Below are 21,398 nucleotides of genomic sequence, written 5' to 3'. Positions count from 1 at the left end.
CCGGGACCGGCCGGTCTCCGCCGATCTGCCGTCAGGTCCTCCCGTCCGTAAAGGGTTCGGCCACACGGGCGCGATGGAGCACAATGAGCTGCTCCTGTCACACCCGTCCCGCTCTTCGCACCCGGAGGACCGCCCGTGACCACCGAACGCATCGGACCGCCCGTGATCGCGGGGGAGCGCGAGATGCTCCGCGCCTTCCTCGACTTCCACCGGGCGACCCTCGCCATGAAGTGCGACGGCCTCTCCGACGAGGACCTGCGGCGGCGGGCCGTGCCCACCTCGGACCTCACCCTGCTCGGCCTGGTGCGGCACATGGCCGAGGTGGAGCGGTTCTGGTTCCGCCGCACGGCCGCAGGTGAGGACCTGCCCCTCGTCTGGTCCGACCAGGGCGACTTCCAGGTGGCGTTCGACGTGGCCGCGGCGACCGGCAAGGAGGCGTTCGACGCCTGGCAGGCCGAGGTCGCGCACTCCCGCCGCATCGAGCGCGAGGCCGAGTCGCTGGACGTCACCTTCCACCAGCCGCGCTGGGGCGAGGACGTCTCCCTGCGCCTGGTCATGATGCACCTCGTCCACGAGTACGCCCGGCACTCCGGCCACGCCGACCTGCTGCGCGAGGCCGTCGACGGGACCGTCGGGGCCTGAGGTGCTGAGGGGCTGAGGGCTTGAGGGCCGGTCCGCCGGACCCCGGGAGCGGACCCGGCGGCGGGTCCGCTCCGTCCCGGGACCCGCTGCCCACGGCGCCACCCGCTTCCGCGCGTCCCGTGCCCCCGCCGCGGACGCTCCGCCGCGGACGCCTCCTCCGGGACGGCCCCCGCCCGCCAGGCCGCGCGGACCGGTGCCGGCCGGTAGCCGGCCGGGCGGACGGGCCGCGGACCCCACCCACTGGGGTCGGCGCCGCGTCACCCAGCCGCGGGAGGCTCTTGGTGCAGGCGCCGCCCGGCCCGGTCGCCGAGGGCGGTGGCCCAGCCCGGCAGCCGCGAGCGGCCCGCGGCCGCGGCGCCCGGCACGGCGTGGTCCGGGCGGTCCCCGGCGCGCGGCAGCGTCCGCGCCGCCAGGCCGAGCAGGCGGGTGGTGGTCGCGGGCGCCACGCCGTGCAGCCGCACGGCGGCCTTCGCGGCCGGGGTCAGGACGAGTTCGGCGCGCCCCCGCTCGGCGGCCCGCAGGATCGCCCGCGCGGCCCGCCCGGCGTCCATCGACAGCAGCGGCATCGAGGCGGCCGCGGCGAACCACGAGTACTCGGCCCCCGGCCGCCCGTGGAAGCGGGCGGCGGTGTGGGAGCCGGTGCGCATGAGGCCCGGCAGCACGGTCGTCACCCGCACGCCGTCCTGCGCCAGCTCCGCGTGCAGCCCCTCCGACAGCCCGGCCGAGGCGAACTTCGCCGCCACGTACGGCAGCAGGTGCGGCGCCGCGATGCGGCCGCCCACCGACGAGACGTTCACCAGGGTCCCCTGACCCGCCCGCAGGTCCGGCAGGGCAGCCAAAGTCAGCCGCAGCGGCGCGAAGAGCATGGTCTCCATCGCCTCCCGGAAGTCCTCCTCGCGCAGGGCGCCGAGGGGGCCCACCTGGATCACGCCGGCGTTGTTGACCAGCACGTCGAGGCGGCCGAAGTACCGGTGGACGGTGTCCAGCAGGAGCTTCGGCGCCTCGGGGTCGGTCAGGTCGCAGGCGACCGAGGCCGCCTCGGCGCCCGACGCCCGCAGCTCCGCCTCGGCCGCGGCGAGCTCCTCGGCACCGCGGGCGCAGAGCACGACGCGGCAGCCGCGCCCGGCGAGTTCGCGGGCCAGCTGCAGTCCCAGGCCGCGCGACGAGCCGGTGACCAGGGCGGTGCGGCCGCGGAGGCGGCCCTTCCGGCGGGGTGCTGTCATGAGCCGCTCCGGGGTCTCTGCGGCCGGGCCGGTCCCGGCCGGTGGCGGGCGGGGCGGCGCCCGGGGCGCCCGGCCCCGCTCCAGGGGACGGCTGCCCACCCGCGGGCGGCCCACACGGGGAGTCCGTCCCCGGCCGGGCGGCGCGCCCCGGCCGGGACCGGCCCGGGACCGTCCCGGCCCGGCCGCGGTGCCGTCCGGGCGTCGGGCCGTCCCGGGCCGTTGGCGGCGGGAACGGCCGGACACGCGCACGACCGGACCGCGCCCTGCCGGTCCCGTACCGCAGTCCGCCCCTGAGGAGCCCCACGACGGCCCGTGACCGGTCCACCCCGCAGGGCCCCGTGACCATGCCCGCCGGCAAGGTCACGGAGTTCGGGGGGCAGGCGCCGATCGGACGGCCTGCGCAGCCCGCCGAGACGGCCCCCGCCCACGTCTTCCCCGCCTCGCAGGAGGCGGACTGCACCATCGGCGAGGTCGTCAACGCCACCGGCGGCACGCCCCTGCCGCAGCGGCTCCGCCACGGCGGCGCGGCACGGGGCCGCCCTACCGCGCACCGAGCGGGGACGGGTCGCCGGTCCGCGGGAGGGCTCCTAGGCTGGGGGGAGGCGGGCCCGTCCGTCGCCCGGCCCGCCCGGCACCGGGTCCGTGCGGCCGGGTGCACCTGCCGCGGGGCCGCTCCAGGGGACGGATGAGGGAGTGGCGTGATGAGGAAGGCCCGCCAGGACACCGGGCCCGCAGCCGGGCCTGCCGCCGCCGACCGGTCGGGCGCCGACCGGGCCCCCGCCGGCAGGCCCGGGGGACGCCTCCCGGCCTTGCTCGACAGTCCCGTCGTCGGGATGGCGCCGTGGATCGTCTTCTCGGTCCTGGTGGGCCCGGGGCGGTTCGAGACCGCGGTCGTCCTGTCCCTGGTGCTGGCGCTCGTGATCGTCGTGGGCGGCCACCTCGGGCACTCCGGCCGGACGTGGAAGCTGCTGGAGCTCTGCGACGTCGCCTTCTTCGCAGCCCTCGCCGTGATCGGGCTTCTCGCCTCCGCCGGCACCCACCGCTGGCTGGAGACGTACGCGGGCGAGCTCTCCAACCTGGCCCTCGCCGCCATCGCCTGCGGCTCCATCGCCGTCCGCCGGCCGTTCACCCTCCCGTACGCACGCGAGGAGACCCCGCGGGAGCTCTGGGACGACCCGGTCTTCGTGCGGACCAACTACGTGGTCACCGGGGCCTGGGCCGCGGCCTTCCTCGTCGCGGCCGCCGCGGGCGCGTACGGCGACCTGGTGCTGCACGACCCGAACGAGCTGTGGACGGGCTGGATCATCCAGATCGGCGCCATCCTCGCCGCCCTCCGCTTCACCACGTGGTACCCGGACGTGGTGCGCGCACGGGCGCGCCGGGAGGCGGGTGTCCTCGCGCCGCCCGCGCCGCCCCTGGCCGACCTGCTGCTGCCGCTGACGGGCTACCTCGTCCCGGTGGGGGTGGTCGTCCTCGCCCTCGGCTCGGGGCCCGCCTGGCTGGGCGCCGCCCTCGTCCTCCTCGGGGTCCTGCTCTCACGCGCCCTCGGCAGGCGACGGCGTCAGGGGGACCCCGGCGGGGCCGGCTGAGCGGCCGGAACGCCCCTGCACGGCTTCCCCGCCGCCCCGGAGGCGCCCGGGGCGGCACGCGCACGGTCCGTGCGAGCGGCTCCCGGATCCGCGGCCCTTCCCGGGTCCGGCGGGCCGTCCAGGCGGACGCCCTGCAGTCCCGTTTCCGCTGCCGCCCGCACGAAGTCCTTTCCGCCGGACGCCGCGAGGCGGTGAGGCGGCGGGGCGTCCGCGCCCCACCGCCCCGCGGGGTCCGGCGGCCGGGGGTGCGGCGCTGCCGTCCGCACCCCGCGCCGGGACCGCCACCCCGCCCGGTTCAGGGCCCTCCCTGCTCCTTCTGACGACGGACCGCCTCCGGGTCGCCGGACGCGGCGCGGGGGAGTGCGGAACCCCCGGGCGGGTCGACCTCCAGCGGCGGCCGGTGGCCGGTGCGTGCCACCTCCTCGCCGGGCTGGAGGCCGGGGACCGGCCCCTCGGCGATCTCGGGCTGCTGCTCGTCCGACCCGGTGGTGTTCGGGGTCCCGCCGCTGCCGACCGGCGCCGGGTCGCCCGCCGCGCTGCCGCCGGCCGGCTCCGCCAGGCCCGGCGTCGGGCCGCCCTCCGGCGGGAGGGCCAGGCCGGTGTCCTCGTCGCCGTAGCCGTTCCCGGGCGGCTCCTGGCCCACGTCGGGCTCCTCCTGCGCGAGCCGGTCGTCGAGGGACTCGCCCTCCTGCTGCTCGGCGGCGGTCGTCCCGAAGGACTCGACCGCGGTGGGCGCGTCCCCCGGTACGGACATCACCTGCGGGTCCTCGGCGCGCTGCTGCTCCGGTGTGCCGTCCTGGAGGTCGGGGATGCCCTCCGCCTCCGGGGCCGTTGCGGGGTCGTGGTGGCGTGCCACGGCGGTCTCCTCCCGTGTCGGGTGCGTCGTCTGTGCTGTCCGTGCTCCCGCTGCGGGTACCCGGCCGCGGCGGGGCCAACCGGCGGGTGCCTGCGGGCCCGGGCCGCGACCCCGCCCACCGCGGGAGCGGAGCGGCCCGCCTCGCACCGTCGCCGTGCAAAGATGTGACAATATGGACGAAAGGGATGAAACGACCAAGGAGCCCCTTCGCATGGCCTTCGGAGCCCGCCCCGACGCTCCCGCCTCCTCCCCCCGCGTCGACGTCGCCCGTGCACGCTCCTGCGACGACTGCAGCGGCTGGGGAACCATCGTGCGCAACGGCCGCGACGAGCTGTGCCCGTCCTGTCAGCAGCAGCCCGGCTGCGACTGACCCGCGCGCTCCTTCCGCACTCAGCCCCGGCTCCTCCGCCTCCGTGCGGCCCGCCCGGCGGGCGCCGCGCCGCTCCCGGTGCGACCGGTCGCCCCGCCGCCCGGGTGCGGCGCGCCCGGGGCGGCCGCAGCCGTCGCGCACCCCGCCGATCCGCACCCCGCCACCGGTGTCCCGGCCGGGGCGCCCGCCGAGGCCCCGGCCGGGACGATGCCGGTGGCCGCGCCCTCCTGCCGGCCCCGCAGCCGGTCCGGGCGGTGGCGGCCGGCGACCCGTGGCGGGGCCCGGTGCGGCGGGGGAGTGCGGCCCCGAGCGAGGCGGTCGGCCGTCCCCGGCTTCCGTCCCAGCCCTTCGCGGGCGGCCACGACGGCCCTCGGGCGCCGGTGGGCGAGTCCGGCAGCCGCCCCGGGCGGGGGCAGGCCCGGTACGCGGCCGACCGCCCCGCTCCCGCGGCCGCCGTCCCGGCCCCGGCCCCGCCCGGTGTCCGGTGTCCGCCCCGGACGGGCCGTCAGGAGCCTTCGCCGGGCCCCGGCTGTTCCGGCCCCTCCCCGGCCGTCTCCGTGACGCCCGCCTCCGGAGCCTCCGGGCCCGGTGCGTCGTCACGGCCGTCGGGTATGACGAAGAAGTCGGTGACGAAGCAGGCGGCGTCGCCGTCCGCCGTCCGCCCGACCCAGGTGGGGTAGGCGCCGTCGCCCCAGCCGGAGCCGAACGCGACGGCCTCCGCGCCCGCCGGGGCGACGGTCCTCACCGGCACCGCGTCGAAGTCCACCGCCTCAAATCCGCCCATCAGGGCCTCGGTCTCCTCCTCGTGGTCCCCCAGCGCCTCCACGGCGGAGGCGTCCACGAAGCACCCCGTGCCCGCGTCCACCCCGTAGCCGAAGAACTCGTCCTCCCCGAGTCCGGCGAGGTCCTGACCTTCCGTCAGGGCGAGCTCCCAGCGGGCCACGGGCGCGTCGAGGACGGTGAGCCTGGCACCGGCCACCCGCCGGTGCGGCCGCTCCGGCGCGGCCTCGCCGGGGCCGGTGACGGTGACCACGGAGAGGACCACGGGGTACCGGCCCGGTGGCACGGAGACGGTGAACGGGCCGGGGCCGTACGGTCCGAAGCCGGTGAACGGGTCGCAGGCGACGACCTGTCCGGTCGGCAGTCCCAGGTCGACGGGGTCGGTCACCGCGACCGTCCCCCGCCGCCCCTCGGCGAAGCCGAAGGAGTGTCCGGGGGTGAACATCGCGGTGACGTCGGGCGGGGGCAGGTGCACGGTGCGGTCCTCGCTGCGGGTGGTCGATGACGCCCTCCACGCTAGGCGCCGCCACTGACAACCGGTCATTCCGGCATCGCAGCGGGGCCGTCAGCGCAGCCGGACGCTCCCGCGCGGGTGCTGCGGCGCCCGCAGCGAGGGGTCAGCCAGGACCGGCTCCTCCGCGCGGACCCGGGCCAGGACCTCCGGCTCCAGGACGGCGACGGCCAGCCCGGGGCCGTCCGTGCCGGCGTCGGCGAGGAGTGCGCCGCGCGGGTCCCACACGGCGCTGCCGCCGCAGCCGTGGTAGCCCCCGCCCGGCCCGCTGTGGTTGGCGAGCACCGCGTAGCAGGTGTTGTCGAGCGCCCGTGCGGGCATGACCGTGGCGCGCTGGTGCACGCCCCCGCCCCGGCCGAACATCGCGCCCACCGCATAGGCGTGGCAGCCGTCGAGGGCGGCGGCCCGGGCGTGCTCCGGGAAGGCGGAGTCCCAGCAGACGCCGAGCCCGATCCGCCAGCCGTGGAGCTCGACCGTGCCGCCCCCGCCGCCCGCGCCGAACCCGGCGGCGCGCTCCGCCGGTGTGACGTGCTGCTTGCAGTACCCCACCGTGAACCGCCCGTCCCGCCCGGCCACGAGGACCGCGATCCGCAGTGCTCCGGTCCCCGGGTCCCGCACGGGGGCGCCGACCGCCACCGCGGTGCCCGTCCCCGCGCAGACGGCGGCCAGCGGGTCGAGCCGGGGGTCGGCGGGGTCCGTGGTGCAGGCGGCCGGGCCGGCCGCGATCAGGCGCGGCTCGTAGCCCGTGAGGAAGAGCTCCGGCAGCACCAGCAGGGACGCGCCCCGGTCGGCGGCCCGGCGCACCAGGTCCGCCGCGGCGGCGACGTTGGCGGGGAGGTCCAGCGGCGTGCAGGACGCCTGGCCCGCAGCCACGGTGAGCGGGGCGGACGGCAGCGCGAAGGGGGGTTCCACGGCGGCCAACCTATCCGGGGCCCGCGGGTCGGGCCCGCAGCGGGCCGCCGCCGACCGGGCCGCCTCCGGGGAGGCGCCGGACGAGGTCCGGTACCGGCCGGGGAGGGCGGCCGCCTGCCGCCCGCCGCCCGCCGCCGGCGGCACGGGAGGCGCCGCGCACGGTGCGGAGGTGCGTGCGTGGGGACCCGGCCGTGCGTGCGGGGGACCCGGCCGTGCCCGCGCCGGTCCTCCCGGGCGGAGGCCGCGGCCGGTGTGCGGACGGGGCCGCGGTCACCAGGGCAGCGGCCTGCCGTCCCGGAAGAAGCCGCCGGTGGGCCCGCCGTCGTCGAGCAGGCACGCCCAGGTGACGCTGCGGGCGCCCTCGGGGACGGGGCGGCCGCCGCCGCCCATGTCGGTGGCGGTCCAGCCGGGGCAGACGGCGTTGACCAGCACGTCGTCCGCGCGCAGCTCCGCGGCGAGCATCCGGGTCAGGCCGTTGAGTGCCAGCTTGGAGAGGTGGTAGGCGGGCAGGCCGCCGGCCGACGAGGCGACCGAGCCGCCCTCGCTGGAGACGTTGACCAGTCGGCCGTGGGGGCTGCTCCGCAGGTGCGGGGCGAACGCCTGGGCCGTGCGCCACGCGCCGAAGAGGTTCGTCCCGAGGGCGCGCTCCACCCGGTCGAGGTCGGCCGTCAGCGCCTGCTGGTCGGTGTCGTAGTCGATCGCGGCGTTGTTGACCAGGACGTCCAGCCGGGGCATCCGGTCCGCGAGCCGGGCGGCCCCGCCGGGGTCGGCCACGTCCAGCAGCGCCGGGCGCACGTCCCCGTCGCCGGACAGCGCCGCTGCGGCGTCCGCCGCCCGCTCCCCGTCCCGGGCGGTCAGCCACACGGTGAGGCCGGCGCGGGCCAGCTGCCGGCAGACCTCCACGCCCAGGCCCCGGGCGCCCCCGGTGACCAGGGCGATGCTGCCCTCGCCGGGCCTCACGCCCGGCCTCCGCGTCCGGGTGCGTCCGCCGCGGTACCGCCGTCCGTCCGCACCGCCCCGGAACCGTCCATGTGCCCGCCTCCGTCCTCGCCGCTCCCGCTCCGCCGTCCCCGCTCCGCCGTCCGGGCCCGGCCTCCAGCCGCGCCCGCACCCGTGCCCGCACCCGTGCCCGCGCCCGGACCCGCGCCCGCGCCGGACCGTGTCGGACCGCGCCGGGGCCGCAGGCGCGACGCCACGCCGCCAACCTACGCCCGACCCGGGTCGGGGGCATCCGTGGCGCAGGGGCCGCACGCCCGCGCGGGGCGGCGTCCGGCGCGCCGGTACGGGACCTGCGCGCCCGCGTGCGCGCCGTCCCCCGGCGGCTCCGGTGCGCGTCGCCGAGGCCCGCTGCCGCCGCCCGTACCGGTCGGGAGCGAACCAACCGCGTCCGGGAGGCGTCCTGCTCTCCGGTCGGCGGACAGCCGGCAGAAGGGGGACCGTGCGATGGCGCAGACCCTGCCCCACGACGGGGCCGCCCCCGGGGCCGCTCCCGGGCGGGCATCCGGCGGACCTGCGGCGCTGCGCCGGGAGGCGACGTTCGACGGCGCCCCCGGCACCGCCCTCGCGGCCCGCGCGTTCGCGGCCGACTTCCTCGCGCGCGCCGCCGCCGCGACCGGCCGGACCTTCGCCGACCGCACCCGCGACGCGCTGCAGCTCGTCGTCGGGGAACTGGTCGCCAACGTCGTCAGGTACGCCCCCGGTCCCTGCCTGCTGGACCTGGAACTGACCGGCGGGGCGCTGGAGGTGACCGTGTGGGACACCGAGGTCTCCCTGCCCGTGCCCCGGGTGCCCGACGCCGCCCGTGTCGGCGGGCACGGCCTGGAGATCGTCGCGGCCCTGTGCCGGTCCGTCGAGGCCGACCTCGCCGCGGGCGGCAAGCGCGTCCGCGTGCGCCTGCCCCTGGTCTGAACCGGGGCGCGGCCGGTGCGGCGGTGCCGTGCCGCCCGGCGCCACGCCGTGCCGGGCCGGGCTCGGTCCCGGCCCGCCGTGCCGACCCGGACCAGATCGGACAGGGCCGGACTGAGACCGGGCCGGGGGCCCGCCCCGACGGCCGCCCGGACGTGCGCACGACCCCGCGCGCCGCTTGACTGGAACCGCCGCACCCGGCGGACGCGCCGCGGGGGAGCCGCTTGACCTGGAGTGCACTCCAGGCCGGAGGATTCCGGACATCGGGCACGACGCCCCGGCCGCTTCCGTCCGGACCGCCCGTCCGGACCGCCCGTCCGCCCGCACGGCCGACCGCGCGTCCGGACGTGCCGCGGACATCCGGCAGCGGCACCCGGCAGCAGCACCCAGCAGTGAGGAGCACCCCATGACCGCAGGCGACAAGGTCGTCATCATCTCCGGCACGTCCTCCGGCATCGGCCTGGAGACCGCCGTGGCCGCCGCCCGCGCCGGATGGCGGACCGTCGCCACCCTGCGCGGCTCCTCCCGCGAGGAGGCGCTGCGCACGGCGGTGCGCCGAGCGCAGGTGGAGGACCTGGTCGAGGTCCGCCGTATGGACGTCACCGACCCGTCCTCCGTCGAGCGGTGCGTCGCCGAGGTCGTGGCCGACCACGGCCGGCTGGACGCGGTCGTCAACAACGCGGGCGCCGGCCATGTCGCCACGCTGGAGCAGGAGACGGTCGACGACGTCCGCGCGGTGATGGAGGTCAACTTCTTCGGCGTGCTCCACCTCACCCGCGCCGCCCTGCCCCACCTGCGGGAGTCCGGCGGCCGGGTGGTCAGCGTGACGAGCGTCGGCGGCGTGGTCGGACAGCCCTTCAACGAGGCCTACTGCGCGGCGAAGTTCGCCGTCGAGGGGTTCATGGAGGCGCTCGCGCCCGTCGCCGCGACCACCGGCGTGCGGGTCGTCGTGGTCGAGCCCGGGGCCGTCGCCAGCGACTTCGTCGACAACGCCGGCCTGGACCGGGACGCCGCCGTCGCGGCGGCCGGCCCCTACGCCTCCGCCCTGGCCTCCTACCTGGAGCGGGCATCCTCGGCCTTCGCCGCCGCCCAGACCCCCCAGGACGCCGCCGCCACGGTGGTCGGCGCCCTGACCGACCCCGCTCCGCCGCTGCGCCTGCAGACCTCGGACCAGGCCCGTGCCTTCGTGGGCGCGAAGCTCGCGGACCTCGACGGCAGCCGGGTCCTGGGGATGACCTCCGGCTGGCTCGCCTGACGGACCGGCCCGTCGGCCCCGTCCGGCCTGTCCGGCCTGTCCGGCCCGTCCTGCCGGGCCACCGGGGCACCGGGGCGCCTCGCCCAGGCCTCCGGGCGGCGGCCGGATGCGGGAACAGACCGGCAGGGCGGCGCGTTCGGGAAGGTACTTGAGTGCTCAAGTATCTGTGGGGGCGGGCTCCGGCCCGCTCCGCAGGCCGGACGTCGGAAGGAAGTGCCATGACCCGTACCCCCGTCACGGACCGCCCCATCGGCGGCCCGGCCCGCGAGGAGGGCGCGGCGGAGCGCTGGGAGCGCGCCGTCGGACTCTTCGGGGAGAAGGCCTACACCGAGGCCGCGCACCTGCTGGCCGCCGTCGTGGAGGAGTTCCCCGAGCAGGTCGGCCCCCGCCTCCTGCTGGCCCGCGCGTACTACCACTCGGCCCAGCTGCGCCGCGCCGAGGAGCAGCTGCGCGAGGTCCTCTCCCGCGACCCCGTGGAGTCCTACGCCCACCTGATGCTCGGCAGGACCCTGGAGCGCCAGGGCCGCGCCGGGGAGGCCGGGCCCTGGCTGCGCATGGCCGACGCGCTCTCCCCCTGAGACGCCCGTCCCGGGACCTGCGGCGGACCGGAGGCGTTCCCCGGTCCGCCGCAGGTCCCGCCCTGCGGCCCGCCCCTGCTGTGCCGCCCGGGAGCCGTGGCGCGGGACGCTGCTCCCGCCGCGGACCCCGCCGTCCCCTCCCCGCCGTCGCGCAGGATCCTCTCCCCGCCGCCGCGCAGGAGCCGGCGGCCCGCGGCGTCCTCGTCCGTCGAGCCCGTCCCGGCGCCTCCTCCCGGACGCGTGCGATCCCCGGATCCGGCATCGCGGCTCCGCCGCCCGGCCCGTGCCCGCCCCGGACCGCCGCCCGACCCGGCCGCTCCCGGACGGTCACCCCCCGACGGTCACCCCTCCGGCAGCGTCAGCCGCCACCGGACCTCGCCGTCGTGCAGGTGCCCGGTGGGGGAGAGGCCCGCCGCCGCGGCGACGGCGGCCGACGCCCCGTGGTCCGGGTGGATGTGGGCGACGACGGTCCGGACCCCCAGCTCCCCGAGCCGGGCGACGAGGGCGCGGGCCGCCTCGGTGGCGATGCCCCGTCCCTGCCACGGGGTGCCCACCACCCAGGCGACCTCGGCCGTGCGGCCCGCGCCGTCGCCGCCGTCCTCGGTGACGGTCGCCTGGACCGTGCCGGTGAGGCACCCCTCCTCCCGGAGCAGGAGCACCCAGTTGCACCAGGAGACCGCCGGGTCGGACGGTCCGGCGATCATGCGCGCGTAGCGGGAGCGCAGCTCCGGCACGGCCGCCGGAGCGCCCCCGGTGAAGGCGTACAGGGCGGGGTCGGACAGGACGCCCGCCATCTCGTCCGCATGCTCGGCGCGCAGCGGTACGAGCACCAGCCGCCCGGTGCGGATCTCCTCGGGCCCGACCCTGCTCACGCCCCGGCCTCCCCGGTCCCGCGTCCCGTGGGCGCGCCGGTCCGCCCGCCTCTGCCTGCGCCCCCGTCGCCCCTGCCGTCCTCGGGGCCGTCCTCCGCCGGGCGGCGGGACGGTGCGGCCAGACGGGGATGCCCGTCGGGCACGAGGTGGCGGTCCAGCAGGTCCATGGCATCGTCCCTCGTGCGGAAGCTCCGGTCCACGCGCGACCTCCTCGGCAGGCAGCCGTCCTCTGCGGCGGCTGCGCCGATCCCGGTCGGCGGTTCCCGTGCACGGTCAGTGCGGCAGGCATCCTGCCATGCGTCGAGAGCCGGTGAAAGGACTGCGCCGGCTTCCCGCGTCGCCTCCGGAGCCGCCCGGTCGTCCCGTCTCCCCCCTCCGAGGGCGCGGTCCCGAGCCGACGGCACCGTGCAGGGCTCCTTCCCGGGCCCTACCGAAAAGGGGCCGGACCTGCCTCCGGTTCCCGCCGCCGGCACTCCCTGCGGATGCCCTCCGCGCGATCGTCCGACACGCCGGAACCTCCGCCCTCGCAGCCCTCCCCGGCTGACCGGCCGGGCGGTCACGGCCCCGCAGGGCCGCGCATCCGACGGGCAGGGCCCCGACCGCGGCCCCCCAGGCGCCGGCGGGGCGGCCGCGACCGGTCCCGTCGGCCGCGGTCAGCAGGCCCCCTGCTCATGGCCGGCCCTGCGTTCCCGGCGTTCGGCCGGGTCCTCCACGGCCCGGCGGGCGGCCCGGGCGACCGCGAGGTCGTCCCCGGCGTCGGGGCTGCCCCCGACGCCGACCGCGCCGACGACCTCCCCGCCGCGGCGCAGCAGCAGTCCGCCGGGGAAGACGTTGACCGGGTGGGGCAGTCCGGAGACGAGGGCGGGGACCAGCGGGCTGGTGGGCGGGAGTGCGCCGGTGTCGGCGAGCAGGTGGACCGCGGTGCGGGCCTTGCTCTCGGCGCTGTGGGCGGCGGCGACGGCCGCAGCCGTGTCCCGGAGCAGCCCCAGGACGTGGCCGCCGGCGTCGACGACGCAGGTGGCGAAGGAGTGGGGCAGGCCGTCCGCGGCCTCGCGGGCGGCGGCCAGGGCACGGGTGACGTCGTCGTCGGTGAGCCTGTTCATGCGGGTTCGTTCTCCTTCGGGGCGGGGTGGGCCGTCTCGGCCGGCGCGGTTCGCGGGTGCTGCAGCAGGGGCCAGGAGAGTGCGGCCGTGGCGGCCAGGACGGCGCCGTTGACGAGGAAGGCCGTGCGGACGGCGGCGGTGAGGCCGCTGCCGTCCGCGATCCGCCCGGCGGCGAGTGCGGAGAGGACGGCGACGCCGACGGTGCCGCCGAGCTGGCGGGCGGCGTTGGCCGCCCCGGCCGCCGCACCCGCCGCCTGCGGGGGGACCGCGGCGAGGACGGCCCCCACCAGCGGGCTCAGCGCGAGGCCGAAGCCGACGCCGACGAGGGCGAGCGGCCACCACAGTGAGGCGTAGCCGGTGTCGTCCCGGATCCCGGTCAGGGACAGGGCGCCGGTGCCCGCGGCCAGGGTGCCCGCGGTGACCGGGACCCGGTAGCCGTACCGCGCGGCCAGCCGTCCGGCGAGGGGCGCCGCGGCGAAGATGCCGACGGTGGTCGGCAGGCTCCGCAGCCCGCTGCCGAGCGCACCGGTCCGCTGCACGTCCTGGAAGTACTGGCTCATGAAGAAGGCGTGCGAGGTCAGGGCGAAGCCCACGGCGAACGTCGCGGCGCCTCCCGCGCCGAACAGGCGCCGCCGGAAGAGGCCGAGCGGCAGCATCGGTTCGGCGGCTGCCGCCTGCCGGGCGGTGAACGCCGCCAGCAGGACGGCGCCGGCGCCCAGGCAGGCCGCCACCCGGCCGTCGGTCCACCCGCGCACGCCGCCCTCGGCGAGCGCGTACACCACCGAGACGAGACCCGCGGTCGACAGCACCTGGCCGGGGAGGTCGACGGATCCGCGGCGCCGTCCCGCGTGCGCCGGGAGCAGGCGCGTACCGGCCAGCACGGCCGCAGCCCCGATCGGCAGGTTCACCCGGAACACCCACCGCCAGTCCCCGGAGGCCTCGATCAGCAGGCCGCCGAGGAGAGGTCCGGCCGCCAGGGCGAGGCCGCCGACGGCCGACCAGGTGCCGAGCGCGCGGGCGCGCTCCTTCTCCCGGGGGAACGCGGCGGTGATCAGCGCCAGGCCGCTGGGGGACACCGCGGCGCCGGCCACGCCCTGGACCGCCCGTCCGGCGAGCAGCCACCCGGCGGAGGGGGCGGCCGCGCAGAGCGCCGAGCCGACGGTGAAGAGGGCGAGGCCCGCCGTGAAGAGCCTCCTGTGCCCGACGCGGTCGCCCAGGGTGCCGCAGGTGAGCAGCGTCGCGGCGAAGGGCAGCGTGCAGGCGTCGACCACCCACGCCAGCCCTGACAGGGAGGCGTGCAGGTCGCGGCCGATCGACGGCAGGGCGACCGACACGACCGTGACGTCCAGCAGGACCATGAAGGATCCGGCCCCGGTGATCACCAGGGTGGCGGTCCTCGGCTGCGGCATCCGCACCACGGACCTCCTTAGTCAAGTGTTGACTAGTGCACTGTTGACTATGCAGGAGAGGGCCGACGCCCGCAAGGCGGACTGGGATACTGGCCCCATGCCCCAGCCGAAACGCCGCAGCGACGACACCGGGCCCATGCCGCGGCCGCCGTCGGTGGGCGGCTACGTCGTCCTCGGCCTGCTCCTGGACGGACCGGCCAGCGGATGGGAGCTCGCGCGTCTCGCGGACCGGTCGATCGGCCACTTCTGGCCGGTGACCCGTGCCCACATCTACGCCGAGCTGCCCAAGCTCGCCGATCGCGGCTGGGCCACCGCCCGCGACGTCCCGCAGAGCGGCGCGCCGGACAAGCGGGTCTACCGCGCCACCGCCGAGGGCGAGGCCGCCTTCCGCTCGTGGCTCGCCACCGTCGACCTCACCGAGGAACGGGGGCGCCAGCCCCTCCAGCTCCGGCTCTTCTTCGCCGCCCACGACGACCCCGCCCGCCTGGAGGAGCTCCTCGCCGCCTGGCACCGCCGCGCCGCCTCGACCGAGGAGCACTGCGCGGACATCCTCCGCCGCAAGGGCGTCGACACCGCCGCCCTGCCGCGGCTGGAACTCCGACCCGCCCCCCGGAGCCCGCAGGCCCCGGACGGCGGTCCGCCCCGGCTCGACGCCCGCGGCATGACCGCCCTGTTCGGCCTCCGCCGCGCCCAGGCGGACCTGGCGTGGCTCACCGAGGTGCGGGCGATGCTCGGCTCCTGAGGGCCGCGTCCGCCGCGCCGTCCCCTCCCGCGGGGCTGCGTGCGCCGCGCAGTCGGGCGGCCGAGGTCCGGGACCGCGCCGCTCAGGCCCGCGCGGGCGCCACCTCCAGGAACCGCACCCCGCCCGACGCCCGGTACGGCAGGGCCTCCCACCCCCACCGGCCCAGCAGCGACGCGCACTCCCGCAGCCGCCGCTCCGCCTCGTCCGCCGCCGCGGGCGTGCCGGGCAGGACCAGCCACTCCACCCTGGCCGACCCGGTCCCGCCCCCCGCCGTGACGCGGTAGCCGGCGCGCACCCGCCGCCCCGAGGCGTCGGCGACGGCGGACGGCACGCCCGCCGCCTCCAGCGCCAGCGCGACCGCGGGCACCGGCCGCCCGCGCTCCCACGCGGCGGGCGTCCGCCGCGCCGCGCCCCCGGACCCCGGTCCGCCCCCGGAGCCGGTCACCCGGCGGATCTCCAGCAGGGCCTCCCACGCGGCCGCCGCCGCGGCCGCCCGCCCCGGGACGGGCGCGCCCGTGCCCGTCTCCCCGCCCGTCGCCGCCGCGAACCCCGAGGGCCGCCCGCCGCCCTGCTCCCGGTCCTGCTCCTGTTCCGGACGCCGGTCCGCCTCCAGCCCGGCGCGCACCTGCCGCCCGAACGCCGTCAGGTACCGGGCGCCCCGCCTGCCGTACGCCGCGACAAGTCCCTTGGCCGCCAGCGCCCGCAGCGCCGCCGCACTCCCGTCCGCCTCGCCCGTGACCGGGTCCGCCTCCAGCAGCACCCGCCGCTGCGCGGCGCTCAGGGAGGTGCCCCGCCCGGTCGGCCACTCCGTCACGGCGTCCCTCCTCACGTCCGCCCCGGGGCCGCCGTCGGCCGCCGGGTCAGCGGGTGCCCCGGGCGGCCGGGCCCTCCGGGCCCCGCGCCCCACGGGCAGTATCGCGCGGCCCGCCGACAACGCCCCGGCCGCGCGGGCGGCGGGGTTTCGGCGCACCGCGCCGGGAGAGGCGACCGAGGCGGGGGAACCGGCAGGGGGAACCGGCAGGGGGGCCGAAGCGGGACGGGAGCACCCGGACACCGCACCACCGGAGGAGAAACCATGAGAGCCCTGACCTGGCACGGCAAGCGCGACGTCCGCGTGGACACCGTGCCCGACCCGGCGATCAAGGACCCGGCCGACGTGATCGTCAGGATCACCACCACCGGCCTGTGCGGGTCCGACCTCCACCTCTACGAGCTCTTCGGGCCGTTCATCGACGAGGGCGACATCCTCGGCCACGAGCCGATGGGCGTCGTCCAGGAGGTCGGGCCCGAGGTCACCGCGGTGCGCCCCGGCGACCGCGTGGTCGTGCCCTTCAACGTCTCCTGCGGCACCTGCTTCATGTGCGGGCAGGGGCTGCACTCGCAGTGCGAGACCACGCAGGTCCACGAGTACGGCACCGGCGCGTCCCTGTTCGGCTACACCAAGCTCTACGGCCAGGTCCCCGGCGGCCAGGCCGAGTATCTGCGGGTGCCCTTCGGGAACACCCTCCCGATCGCCGTGCCCGACGGGCCGCCCGACGAGCGCTTCGTCTACCTCTCCGACGTGCTGCCCACCGCCTGGCAGGCCGTCGAGTACGCGGCCGTGCCGCCCGGGGGCAGCGTCGCCGTCCTCGGCCTCGGACCGATCGGCGACATGGCCGCCCGCATCGCGGCCCACCGCGGCGCGGGCACCGTCATCGGGGTGGACCTCGTCCCGGAGCGCCTGGAGCGGGCCCGCGCCCGCGGCGTCCACGCCCTGGACCTGCGCGAGCACGGGAAGCACCTGGTCGACGCCGTCCGCGACCTCACCGGCGGCCGGGGCCCCGACGCCGTCATCGACGCCGTCGGCATGGAGGCCCACGGCGCCCCCGTCGGCAAGCTCGCCCAGCAGCTGACCGGACTGCTGCCCGACGCCCTCGCCGCGAAGCTCATGGAGAACGCCGGCCTGGACCGCCTCAGCGCCCTCCACCTCGCCATCGGCCTCGTCCGCCGCGGCGGCACCGTCTCCGTCTCCGGCGTCTACGGCGGCATGGCCGACCCGATGCCGCTGCTCACCATGTTCGACAAGCAGATCCAGCTGCGGATGGGCCAGGCCAACGTCCACCGCTGGGTCGGCGACATCCTGCCGCTGCTCACCGACGCCGACCCCCTCGGCGTCGACGACTTCGCCACCCACCGGGTCCCGCTGGAGAAGGCGCCCGAGGCGTACGCGATGTTCCAGAAGAAGGAGGACGGCGCCGTCAAGGTGCTCTTCAAGCCCTGAGCCGGGACCCCGGGAGGGTGCCGGGGGCCGCCTCCCGTGACGTGCAGCCGGTCTGACGCCGCGTCACAGGAGGCGGCCCCCCGCTGCCGCGGCGGCGGCACCGGGCGGCGCCGGCGGTCCCGGTGCCGGGCGGGGCGGTCCCGCCCGCCGGGCCGTCCGGGCCGGTCTGGGAGACTGCCCGGCGGACGGCTGCCGGACGGACGGCTGCCTGACGGACAGCTGTCGGACGGACGGCTGCCGGACGGACCGGCCGTGACGGCCGCACGGCCGCGACAGGGAGGGGCGACGGTGACGCTGCTGCGGGAGGAGGCCCGCGGGCCGGAGGAGGGCTGCCCGCCGCCGGGCGTCGTGGTCGAGCGCTCCTGCCGCACGGAGGACGGCGCCTGCCGCCACCTGCTCGTCTGGCGGGCCGGTCCGGGCTGGCGGATGGTCAGCAGCGCCGTCCTCGGCGGCGGCCTCGGCGAGCGGCACTGGGTGGTGAACGCCCAGGTCCGCGCCGGGTACGCGCGCATGGACCCCGACCGGCACCTCGCCCGGCTCGCCGCGGCGCACGGCCTCGCCGGTGAGGGCGTGGGCCTGATGACCGCCGCGGAGGTGGACGACGTCACCCGGGCGGTCGACGGCGGGGTGACCGCAGTGGTGACCTCCGGCATCGGGGTGCCCGTCTGGGCGGCGGCCCCGGACCCGACCGGAACGGCCCCTGCCGGTGCCTCAGCCCGTGCCGGGTCGGCCGCGCCCTATGTCCCCGGCACGGTCAACATCCTCGCGGTCGTCCCGGCGGCGGTCACCGACGCGGGCCTGGTCAACCTCGCCACCACGGCGGCCGAGGCCAAGGTGCAGGCCCTGCTCGACGCCGGCTACGACTGCTCCGGCACCCCCTCCGACGCGGTCTGCGTGGCGGTGCGGACCCCTGGGCCCGGCCGCCCCGCCGAACCCTTCGGCGGACCCCGCTCCCTCTGGGGCGCCCGGCTGGCCCGCGCCGTGCACCGGGCGGTGCGGGAGGGCGCCGAACGCGACCGCGAGCGCCGGGCCGCCGGCCCCGCCCCCGGCCACCCCGCCCCGCTCCCGGGCTGCCGCGGCGTCCTGCCGCCCGCCGGCCCGCGCTGAGCGCCGCTCACCCGCCGGCCGGCCGCTCCCCGCGGCCCGGTCGGCGGGGGCGGCCCGGCCGGCGGTGAGGAGCGGTCCTCTGCGGACTGCGTGGGCCCGGACACGGCCGTCCTCTCCCCAGCCCGGGCCGCCCCCGCCGCGCCGCCCGGACCGCCGCCCCGTGCACGGCGACGGTCCGGGCGGAGGGCCGGCTCGGGGAGGCGCCCCGCCGTCCGGTCAGGAACGCCGCCGACGGCGGCGCGCCTCCAGGAACAGCGCGCCCCCGGCGACGAGGGCGGCCGCCCCGGCGCCCAGCGGTGCCAGGTCGGCCCCGGTGTGCGCCAGGGTCCGGCCTCCGTCCGCCGGGCTGTCCGCGGGGGCCTGCCCGGCGGGCAGGGCGCCCGCCTCCGCGGCGTGCTCCGTGGCACCGCCCCTCCCGGACGGGGCGGCCACGGCTCCCTTGCCGGGACGTGCGGTGGTCCCGGCCCCGGTCCCGTCCCCCGGGCCGGCCGCTCCCGCAGCGGAGCCCTCCATCCCCGCTGCAGGGCCGTCCGCCCCCGGCGCGGGACCGTCCGCGCCCCCGGGGCCGGACACCGCCGACGCCGGGAGGCCGTCCGCCGCGCCGCCCAGCGGGACGCCGCTCAGGAGTGCGCCGCGGTCGGGGGCGCGGCGGCCGCCACGGGCGGGGCCGGACCCCTGGGCCGCCGGGAAGGGGAGTCCGGTGCCGGCGGCCGGCGAGTGGGGGCGCAGCCGGAAGTCGGCCTCCCCGAAGACGGTGCCGGGCCTGGCGAACAGCGGGTCGGCGACGATGTCGTGGGGGCCCTTCACCTCGGGCCGCCGCCCGTTGAAGTAGACGTTGTAGTCGTAGGTGACACGGACGTTGCGGGACTTCGAGTTCACGTACCCGCCCGGCCGGGCGTAGGCGATGTTGTCGAGCAGGCGCACGTCGGTGCTGTTCGCGGCGAAGATGTCGCCGTAGTACTTCATCCGGGGGCTGCGGCCGTTCATGAACGCGGTGTTGTTGACGATGTCGACGTGGATGCCCTTGAAGGAGTGGATCCCGGACCCGCCGTTGTCGAAGGACACGTTGCCGGCGACCAGGACGCGGCCCCGGTAGTCCGGCCCGTCGCCCCCCTTGTCCTTGAGGGTGTCGATGATGATGCCGTTGCCGTCCGAGTAGCAGTGGCAGCCCTCCCACTTGACCTTGGTCTCGTTGTCGTAGGACACGTTGCGGGTGACGCGGATCTTGTAGCGGGAGGGGTCGCCGCGGTCCACGTCCCGGGCCCGCAGGACGGAGATGCCGCTGGTGCCGTACGCGGTGTACCAGGAGGTCGAGTGGACGCGGTTCCGGTCGATCGTGACGTGGTCGGCGTCGGCCACCGAGATGCCCGCCCCGGGGCAGTCGTGGACGAGGTTGCCGGTGATCGTGAGGTGGTGCGGGAAGCTCCGATAGCCCTTCGCCGCCGACAGGCAGTTCGTGTTGAAGGCCGGCCTGCCGGGGACGGAGTGCCGTTCCGCGTCCGCCAGGGACAGCGAGGCGCGGGTGCCCCGGATGTCCAGGCCGCGGACGGTGATGTAGGAGGCGCCGGAGACGGAGATCCCGTTCCAGCCGGTGACGGGGTGGATCACGGGGTGGTGGCCCGGGTAGGCCTGGTAGGTGATGGGCCGTCCGGGCCCGCCCGAGCGGGTGATGCGGACGACGTCCAGGCCCTCGCGTGCCTCCGTGTACGTGCCGTTCATGACCGACACGGTGTCGCCGGGCGCGGTCAGGTCCGCGGCCCGCTGGATGGTGCGCAGGGGCGCCCGGGGCGAGGTCCCCGGGTTGCTGTCCGAGCCGCCGGGGCTCACGTAGTAGGTCCTGCCCGTGGGACGGGCCGGCCGGGCCGGGACCGGGTAGCCGGTGTCGGCCATCGCGGGTGCGGACCGCTGCGAGCGGCTGGTGCGGGTCGGCACCGCCGAGGACTGCGGACGCGGCTGCGGGACCGGTGCGGCCGTCGCCGACCGCACCGCGGCCGACGGGGAGGGGGCGGACGGGTGCGCGGAGGCGAGGTCCTGCCGCGGCGGCAGGGCGACCGCGACCGCCGCGGCCGCCGCGGCGACGGCCGCCGCGCCGACGGTGGACTTCACCGCCAGGGCCTGCAGGCCCGGACGCGCCCGGCCCGCCCGCCGGGCCGCCCGGGCGCCGCGCACCGCCGCGTCGGCCGCGTGCCCCCCGGTTCCGGGCGCGTGCCCCCCGGACTTGGCCGCGTGCCCCCCGGTTCCGGCCGTGTGTCCCCCGGGCCCGGTGGCGGCGGTCGTCCCGGGTCCGGCCGGGAGCCCCGCCAGGGCACCGGAGAGGTGCGCGTCCAGGCCGGGCGGCAGCGGCACCAGGCCCAGGCCGGTCAGCAGCCCCTCCGCCGGCACCAGGCCCTCGCCGAACCGCCGGCAGGACGGGCAGGCCCGCAGGTGCCTGGCCAGCCGCTTGCGCATCAGGGCCGACGGCACCCCGTCCCAGCCGTCGACCAGGGAGCCCAGCAGGTCGCACCCGTCCCCGGGCGCGGCGGCGCCGTGCGCCTCCAGGGCGCGGACCACCGCCCGGCACACGTCCAGCTGCCCGCGCATCCGCTGGACGCGCACCGCCGCGTGCGCCGCGCCCACCCCGAGCGCTCCGGCCACCTCACCCCGGGTCAGCTCCCCGGCGACCTCCAGCCACCACAGGGCGGCGGTGTGCCGGTGCTGCTCGTCCAGCCACGCCGCCGCGGCGGCGGTCTCCCGGCGCTGGCCGCCGAGCCGCAGCCGCCAGATCGCCCACTCCTCGAACCGGACCCCCGCCTGCGGCCGCCGCTCCTCCAGCTCCGCCAGGTCGGCCGCCGCCTCGGGGGCGGCCGACCCCGACCGCCACCGGTCCCTGACCTGCCGCAGCGCGATCGTCACCAGCCAGGACCGGTACCGCTCGGGCTCCCGCAGGCCGCCGAGCGCCCCCAGCACGCGGAGCATCGTCTCCTGCACCAGGTCGTCCACGTCCTGGCCGCCGCCCAGCGCCCGGCCCACCAGGTTGTAGACCAGCGGCACCGACCGCCGCACCAGCGCCTCCAGCGCCTGCGCGTCCCCGGCCTGCGCCGCCCGCACCAGGTCGGCGTCCCCACGCACGTCCGTACCGCTCACCCTCATCGTCGACCACCTGTCGTCTCGCACCGCCCTTCCGTTCCGGGCGGCCCCACCTCAGCAGACGCCTGCACGGGACCGGCATAACAGGAAACCGCGGAGCGGATTCCCCCGCCCCCGGGGCCCTGCGGGGGCGAGGACATGACGTGCACCGGGCGCGC

19 protein-coding genes and 1 pseudogene are annotated in these 21,398 nt (G+C 78.5%); 10 read left to right on the top strand and 10 right to left on the bottom strand.

From position 1 onward, the window contains the following. Window positions 1-135: 135 nt before the first annotated feature. Window positions 136-642, top strand: a complete 507-nt coding sequence (locus LO771_RS14955; RefSeq protein ID WP_230652514.1) for a DinB family protein — start codon at window positions 136-138, stop codon at window positions 640-642. A gap of 257 nt (window positions 643-899) precedes the next feature. On the opposite strand, the gene LO771_RS14950 is transcribed toward LO771_RS14955, so the two are convergent. Next, window positions 900-1,865, bottom strand: a complete 966-nt coding sequence (locus tag LO771_RS14950; RefSeq protein ID WP_230652511.1) for an SDR family oxidoreductase — start codon at window positions 1,863-1,865, stop codon at window positions 900-902. Between the two features lie 323 nt (window positions 1,866-2,188). Here LO771_RS14950 and LO771_RS14945 point away from each other — a divergent pair. Both LO771_RS14945 and LO771_RS14940 read left to right on the top strand, forming a co-directional pair. After that, window positions 2,189-2,368, top strand: a pseudogene (locus tag LO771_RS14945) (NAD(P)-dependent dehydrogenase); the annotation flags it as partial. 306 nt (window positions 2,369-2,674) lie between these two features. Further along, on the top strand, window positions 2,675-3,454 hold the full coding sequence (locus LO771_RS14940) for a hypothetical protein (RefSeq protein WP_230652508.1): 780 nt from the start codon (window positions 2,675-2,677) through the stop codon (window positions 3,452-3,454). Window positions 3,455-3,749: 295 nt separating this feature from the next. Here LO771_RS14940 and LO771_RS14935 read toward each other — a convergent pair whose 3' ends face one another. Beyond that, window positions 3,750-4,310: a hypothetical protein gene (locus LO771_RS14935; RefSeq protein ID WP_230652506.1), complete on the bottom strand. Its 561-nt coding sequence runs from the start codon at window positions 4,308-4,310 to the stop codon at window positions 3,750-3,752. Between the two features lie 211 nt (window positions 4,311-4,521). Here LO771_RS14935 and LO771_RS14930 point away from each other — a divergent pair, with 211 nt between their 5' ends. Further along, window positions 4,522-4,680 (top strand): hypothetical protein, encoded by a 159-nt coding sequence (locus LO771_RS14930; RefSeq protein WP_230652504.1) that lies wholly within the window; start codon window positions 4,522-4,524, stop codon window positions 4,678-4,680. Between the two features lie 505 nt (window positions 4,681-5,185). Here the strand turns inward: LO771_RS14930 and LO771_RS14925 are convergent. The 3 genes from LO771_RS14925 to LO771_RS14915 all read right to left on the bottom strand — a co-directional run bounded on the left by LO771_RS14925 (window position 5,186) and on the right by LO771_RS14915 (window position 7,843). Continuing rightward, window positions 5,186-6,004: a DUF4241 domain-containing protein gene (locus LO771_RS14925; protein WP_230652501.1), complete on the bottom strand. Its 819-nt coding sequence runs from the start codon at window positions 6,002-6,004 to the stop codon at window positions 5,186-5,188. Between the two features lie 21 nt (window positions 6,005-6,025). Continuing rightward, window positions 6,026-6,883 carry a carbon-nitrogen hydrolase family protein gene (locus tag LO771_RS14920; protein WP_230652499.1) on the bottom strand — a complete coding sequence of 286 codons (858 nt, stop codon included), beginning with the start codon at window positions 6,881-6,883 and terminating at the stop codon, window positions 6,026-6,028. 270 nt (window positions 6,884-7,153) lie between these two features. Continuing rightward, a complete protein-coding gene (locus tag LO771_RS14915) occupies window positions 7,154-7,843 on the bottom strand; it encodes an SDR family NAD(P)-dependent oxidoreductase (RefSeq protein WP_230652496.1) in 690 nt (229 codons plus the stop codon). Window positions 7,844-8,326: 483 nt separating this feature from the next. Here LO771_RS14915 and LO771_RS14910 point away from each other — a divergent pair, with 483 nt between their 5' ends. From LO771_RS14910 to LO771_RS14900, 3 genes are all read left to right on the top strand, one after another. Beyond that, window positions 8,327-8,791 (top strand): ATP-binding protein, encoded by a 465-nt coding sequence (locus LO771_RS14910; protein ID WP_230652494.1) that lies wholly within the window; start codon window positions 8,327-8,329, stop codon window positions 8,789-8,791. A 403-nt stretch (window positions 8,792-9,194) separates the two neighbouring features. Next, a complete protein-coding gene (locus tag LO771_RS14905; RefSeq protein ID WP_230652491.1) occupies window positions 9,195-10,043 on the top strand; it encodes an SDR family NAD(P)-dependent oxidoreductase in 849 nt (282 codons plus the stop codon). Window positions 10,044-10,261: 218 nt separating this feature from the next. After that, the gene (locus tag LO771_RS14900; protein ID WP_230652488.1) at window positions 10,262-10,621 is read left to right on the top strand and encodes a M48 family metallopeptidase; all 360 of its coding nucleotides are present in this window, start codon (window positions 10,262-10,264) and stop codon (window positions 10,619-10,621) included. 341 nt (window positions 10,622-10,962) lie between these two features. Here the strand turns inward: LO771_RS14900 and LO771_RS14895 are convergent, their stop codons facing one another. The 3 genes from LO771_RS14895 to LO771_RS14885 all read right to left on the bottom strand — a co-directional run bounded on the left by LO771_RS14895 (window position 10,963) and on the right by LO771_RS14885 (window position 14,005). Beyond that, window positions 10,963-11,493 (bottom strand): GNAT family N-acetyltransferase, encoded by a 531-nt coding sequence (locus tag LO771_RS14895; RefSeq protein ID WP_230652485.1) that lies wholly within the window; start codon window positions 11,491-11,493, stop codon window positions 10,963-10,965. Window positions 11,494-12,146: 653 nt separating this feature from the next. After that, window positions 12,147-12,596 carry a heme-binding protein gene (locus tag LO771_RS14890; RefSeq protein ID WP_230652483.1) on the bottom strand — a complete coding sequence of 150 codons (450 nt, stop codon included), beginning with the start codon at window positions 12,594-12,596 and terminating at the stop codon, window positions 12,147-12,149. After that, a complete protein-coding gene (locus LO771_RS14885; protein ID WP_230652480.1) occupies window positions 12,593-14,005 on the bottom strand; it encodes an MFS transporter in 1,413 nt (470 codons plus the stop codon). The genes LO771_RS14890 and LO771_RS14885 overlap by 4 nt, the downstream gene beginning before the upstream one ends. Before the next feature lie 97 nt (window positions 14,006-14,102). Here LO771_RS14885 and LO771_RS14880 point away from each other — a divergent pair, with 97 nt between their 5' ends. Then, entirely contained in the window at window positions 14,103-14,747 is a 645-nt protein-coding gene (locus LO771_RS14880; RefSeq protein ID WP_230652477.1) for a PadR family transcriptional regulator, read from the top strand. Window positions 14,748-14,829: 82 nt separating this feature from the next. On the opposite strand, the gene LO771_RS14875 is transcribed toward LO771_RS14880, so the two are convergent. After that, window positions 14,830-15,561: a hypothetical protein gene (locus LO771_RS14875; protein WP_230652474.1), complete on the bottom strand. Its 732-nt coding sequence runs from the start codon at window positions 15,559-15,561 to the stop codon at window positions 14,830-14,832. A 261-nt stretch (window positions 15,562-15,822) separates the two neighbouring features. On the opposite strand from LO771_RS14875, the gene LO771_RS14870 reads away from it, so the two are divergent. Next, on the top strand, window positions 15,823-17,007 hold the full coding sequence (locus LO771_RS14870; protein ID WP_230652472.1) for a zinc-dependent alcohol dehydrogenase: 1,185 nt from the start codon (window positions 15,823-15,825) through the stop codon (window positions 17,005-17,007). 288 nt (window positions 17,008-17,295) lie between these two features. After that, window positions 17,296-18,114: an adenosylcobinamide amidohydrolase gene (locus tag LO771_RS14865; RefSeq protein WP_374228174.1), complete on the top strand. Its 819-nt coding sequence runs from the start codon at window positions 17,296-17,298 to the stop codon at window positions 18,112-18,114. Between the two features lie 216 nt (window positions 18,115-18,330). Here the strand turns inward: LO771_RS14865 and LO771_RS14860 are convergent, their stop codons facing one another. Beyond that, entirely contained in the window at window positions 18,331-21,243 is a 2,913-nt protein-coding gene (locus LO771_RS14860; protein ID WP_230652470.1) for a sigma-70 family RNA polymerase sigma factor, read from the bottom strand. Window positions 21,244-21,398: the final 155 nt, after the last annotated feature.

The sequence above is a fragment of the Streptacidiphilus sp. ASG 303 genome (assembly GCF_020991365.1).
Classification (GTDB): Bacteria; Actinomycetota; Actinomycetes; order Streptomycetales; family Streptomycetaceae; genus Peterkaempfera.
Note: the sequence above shows the minus strand (reverse complement) of the source record. Positions and strands in the feature narration are given on the sequence as shown.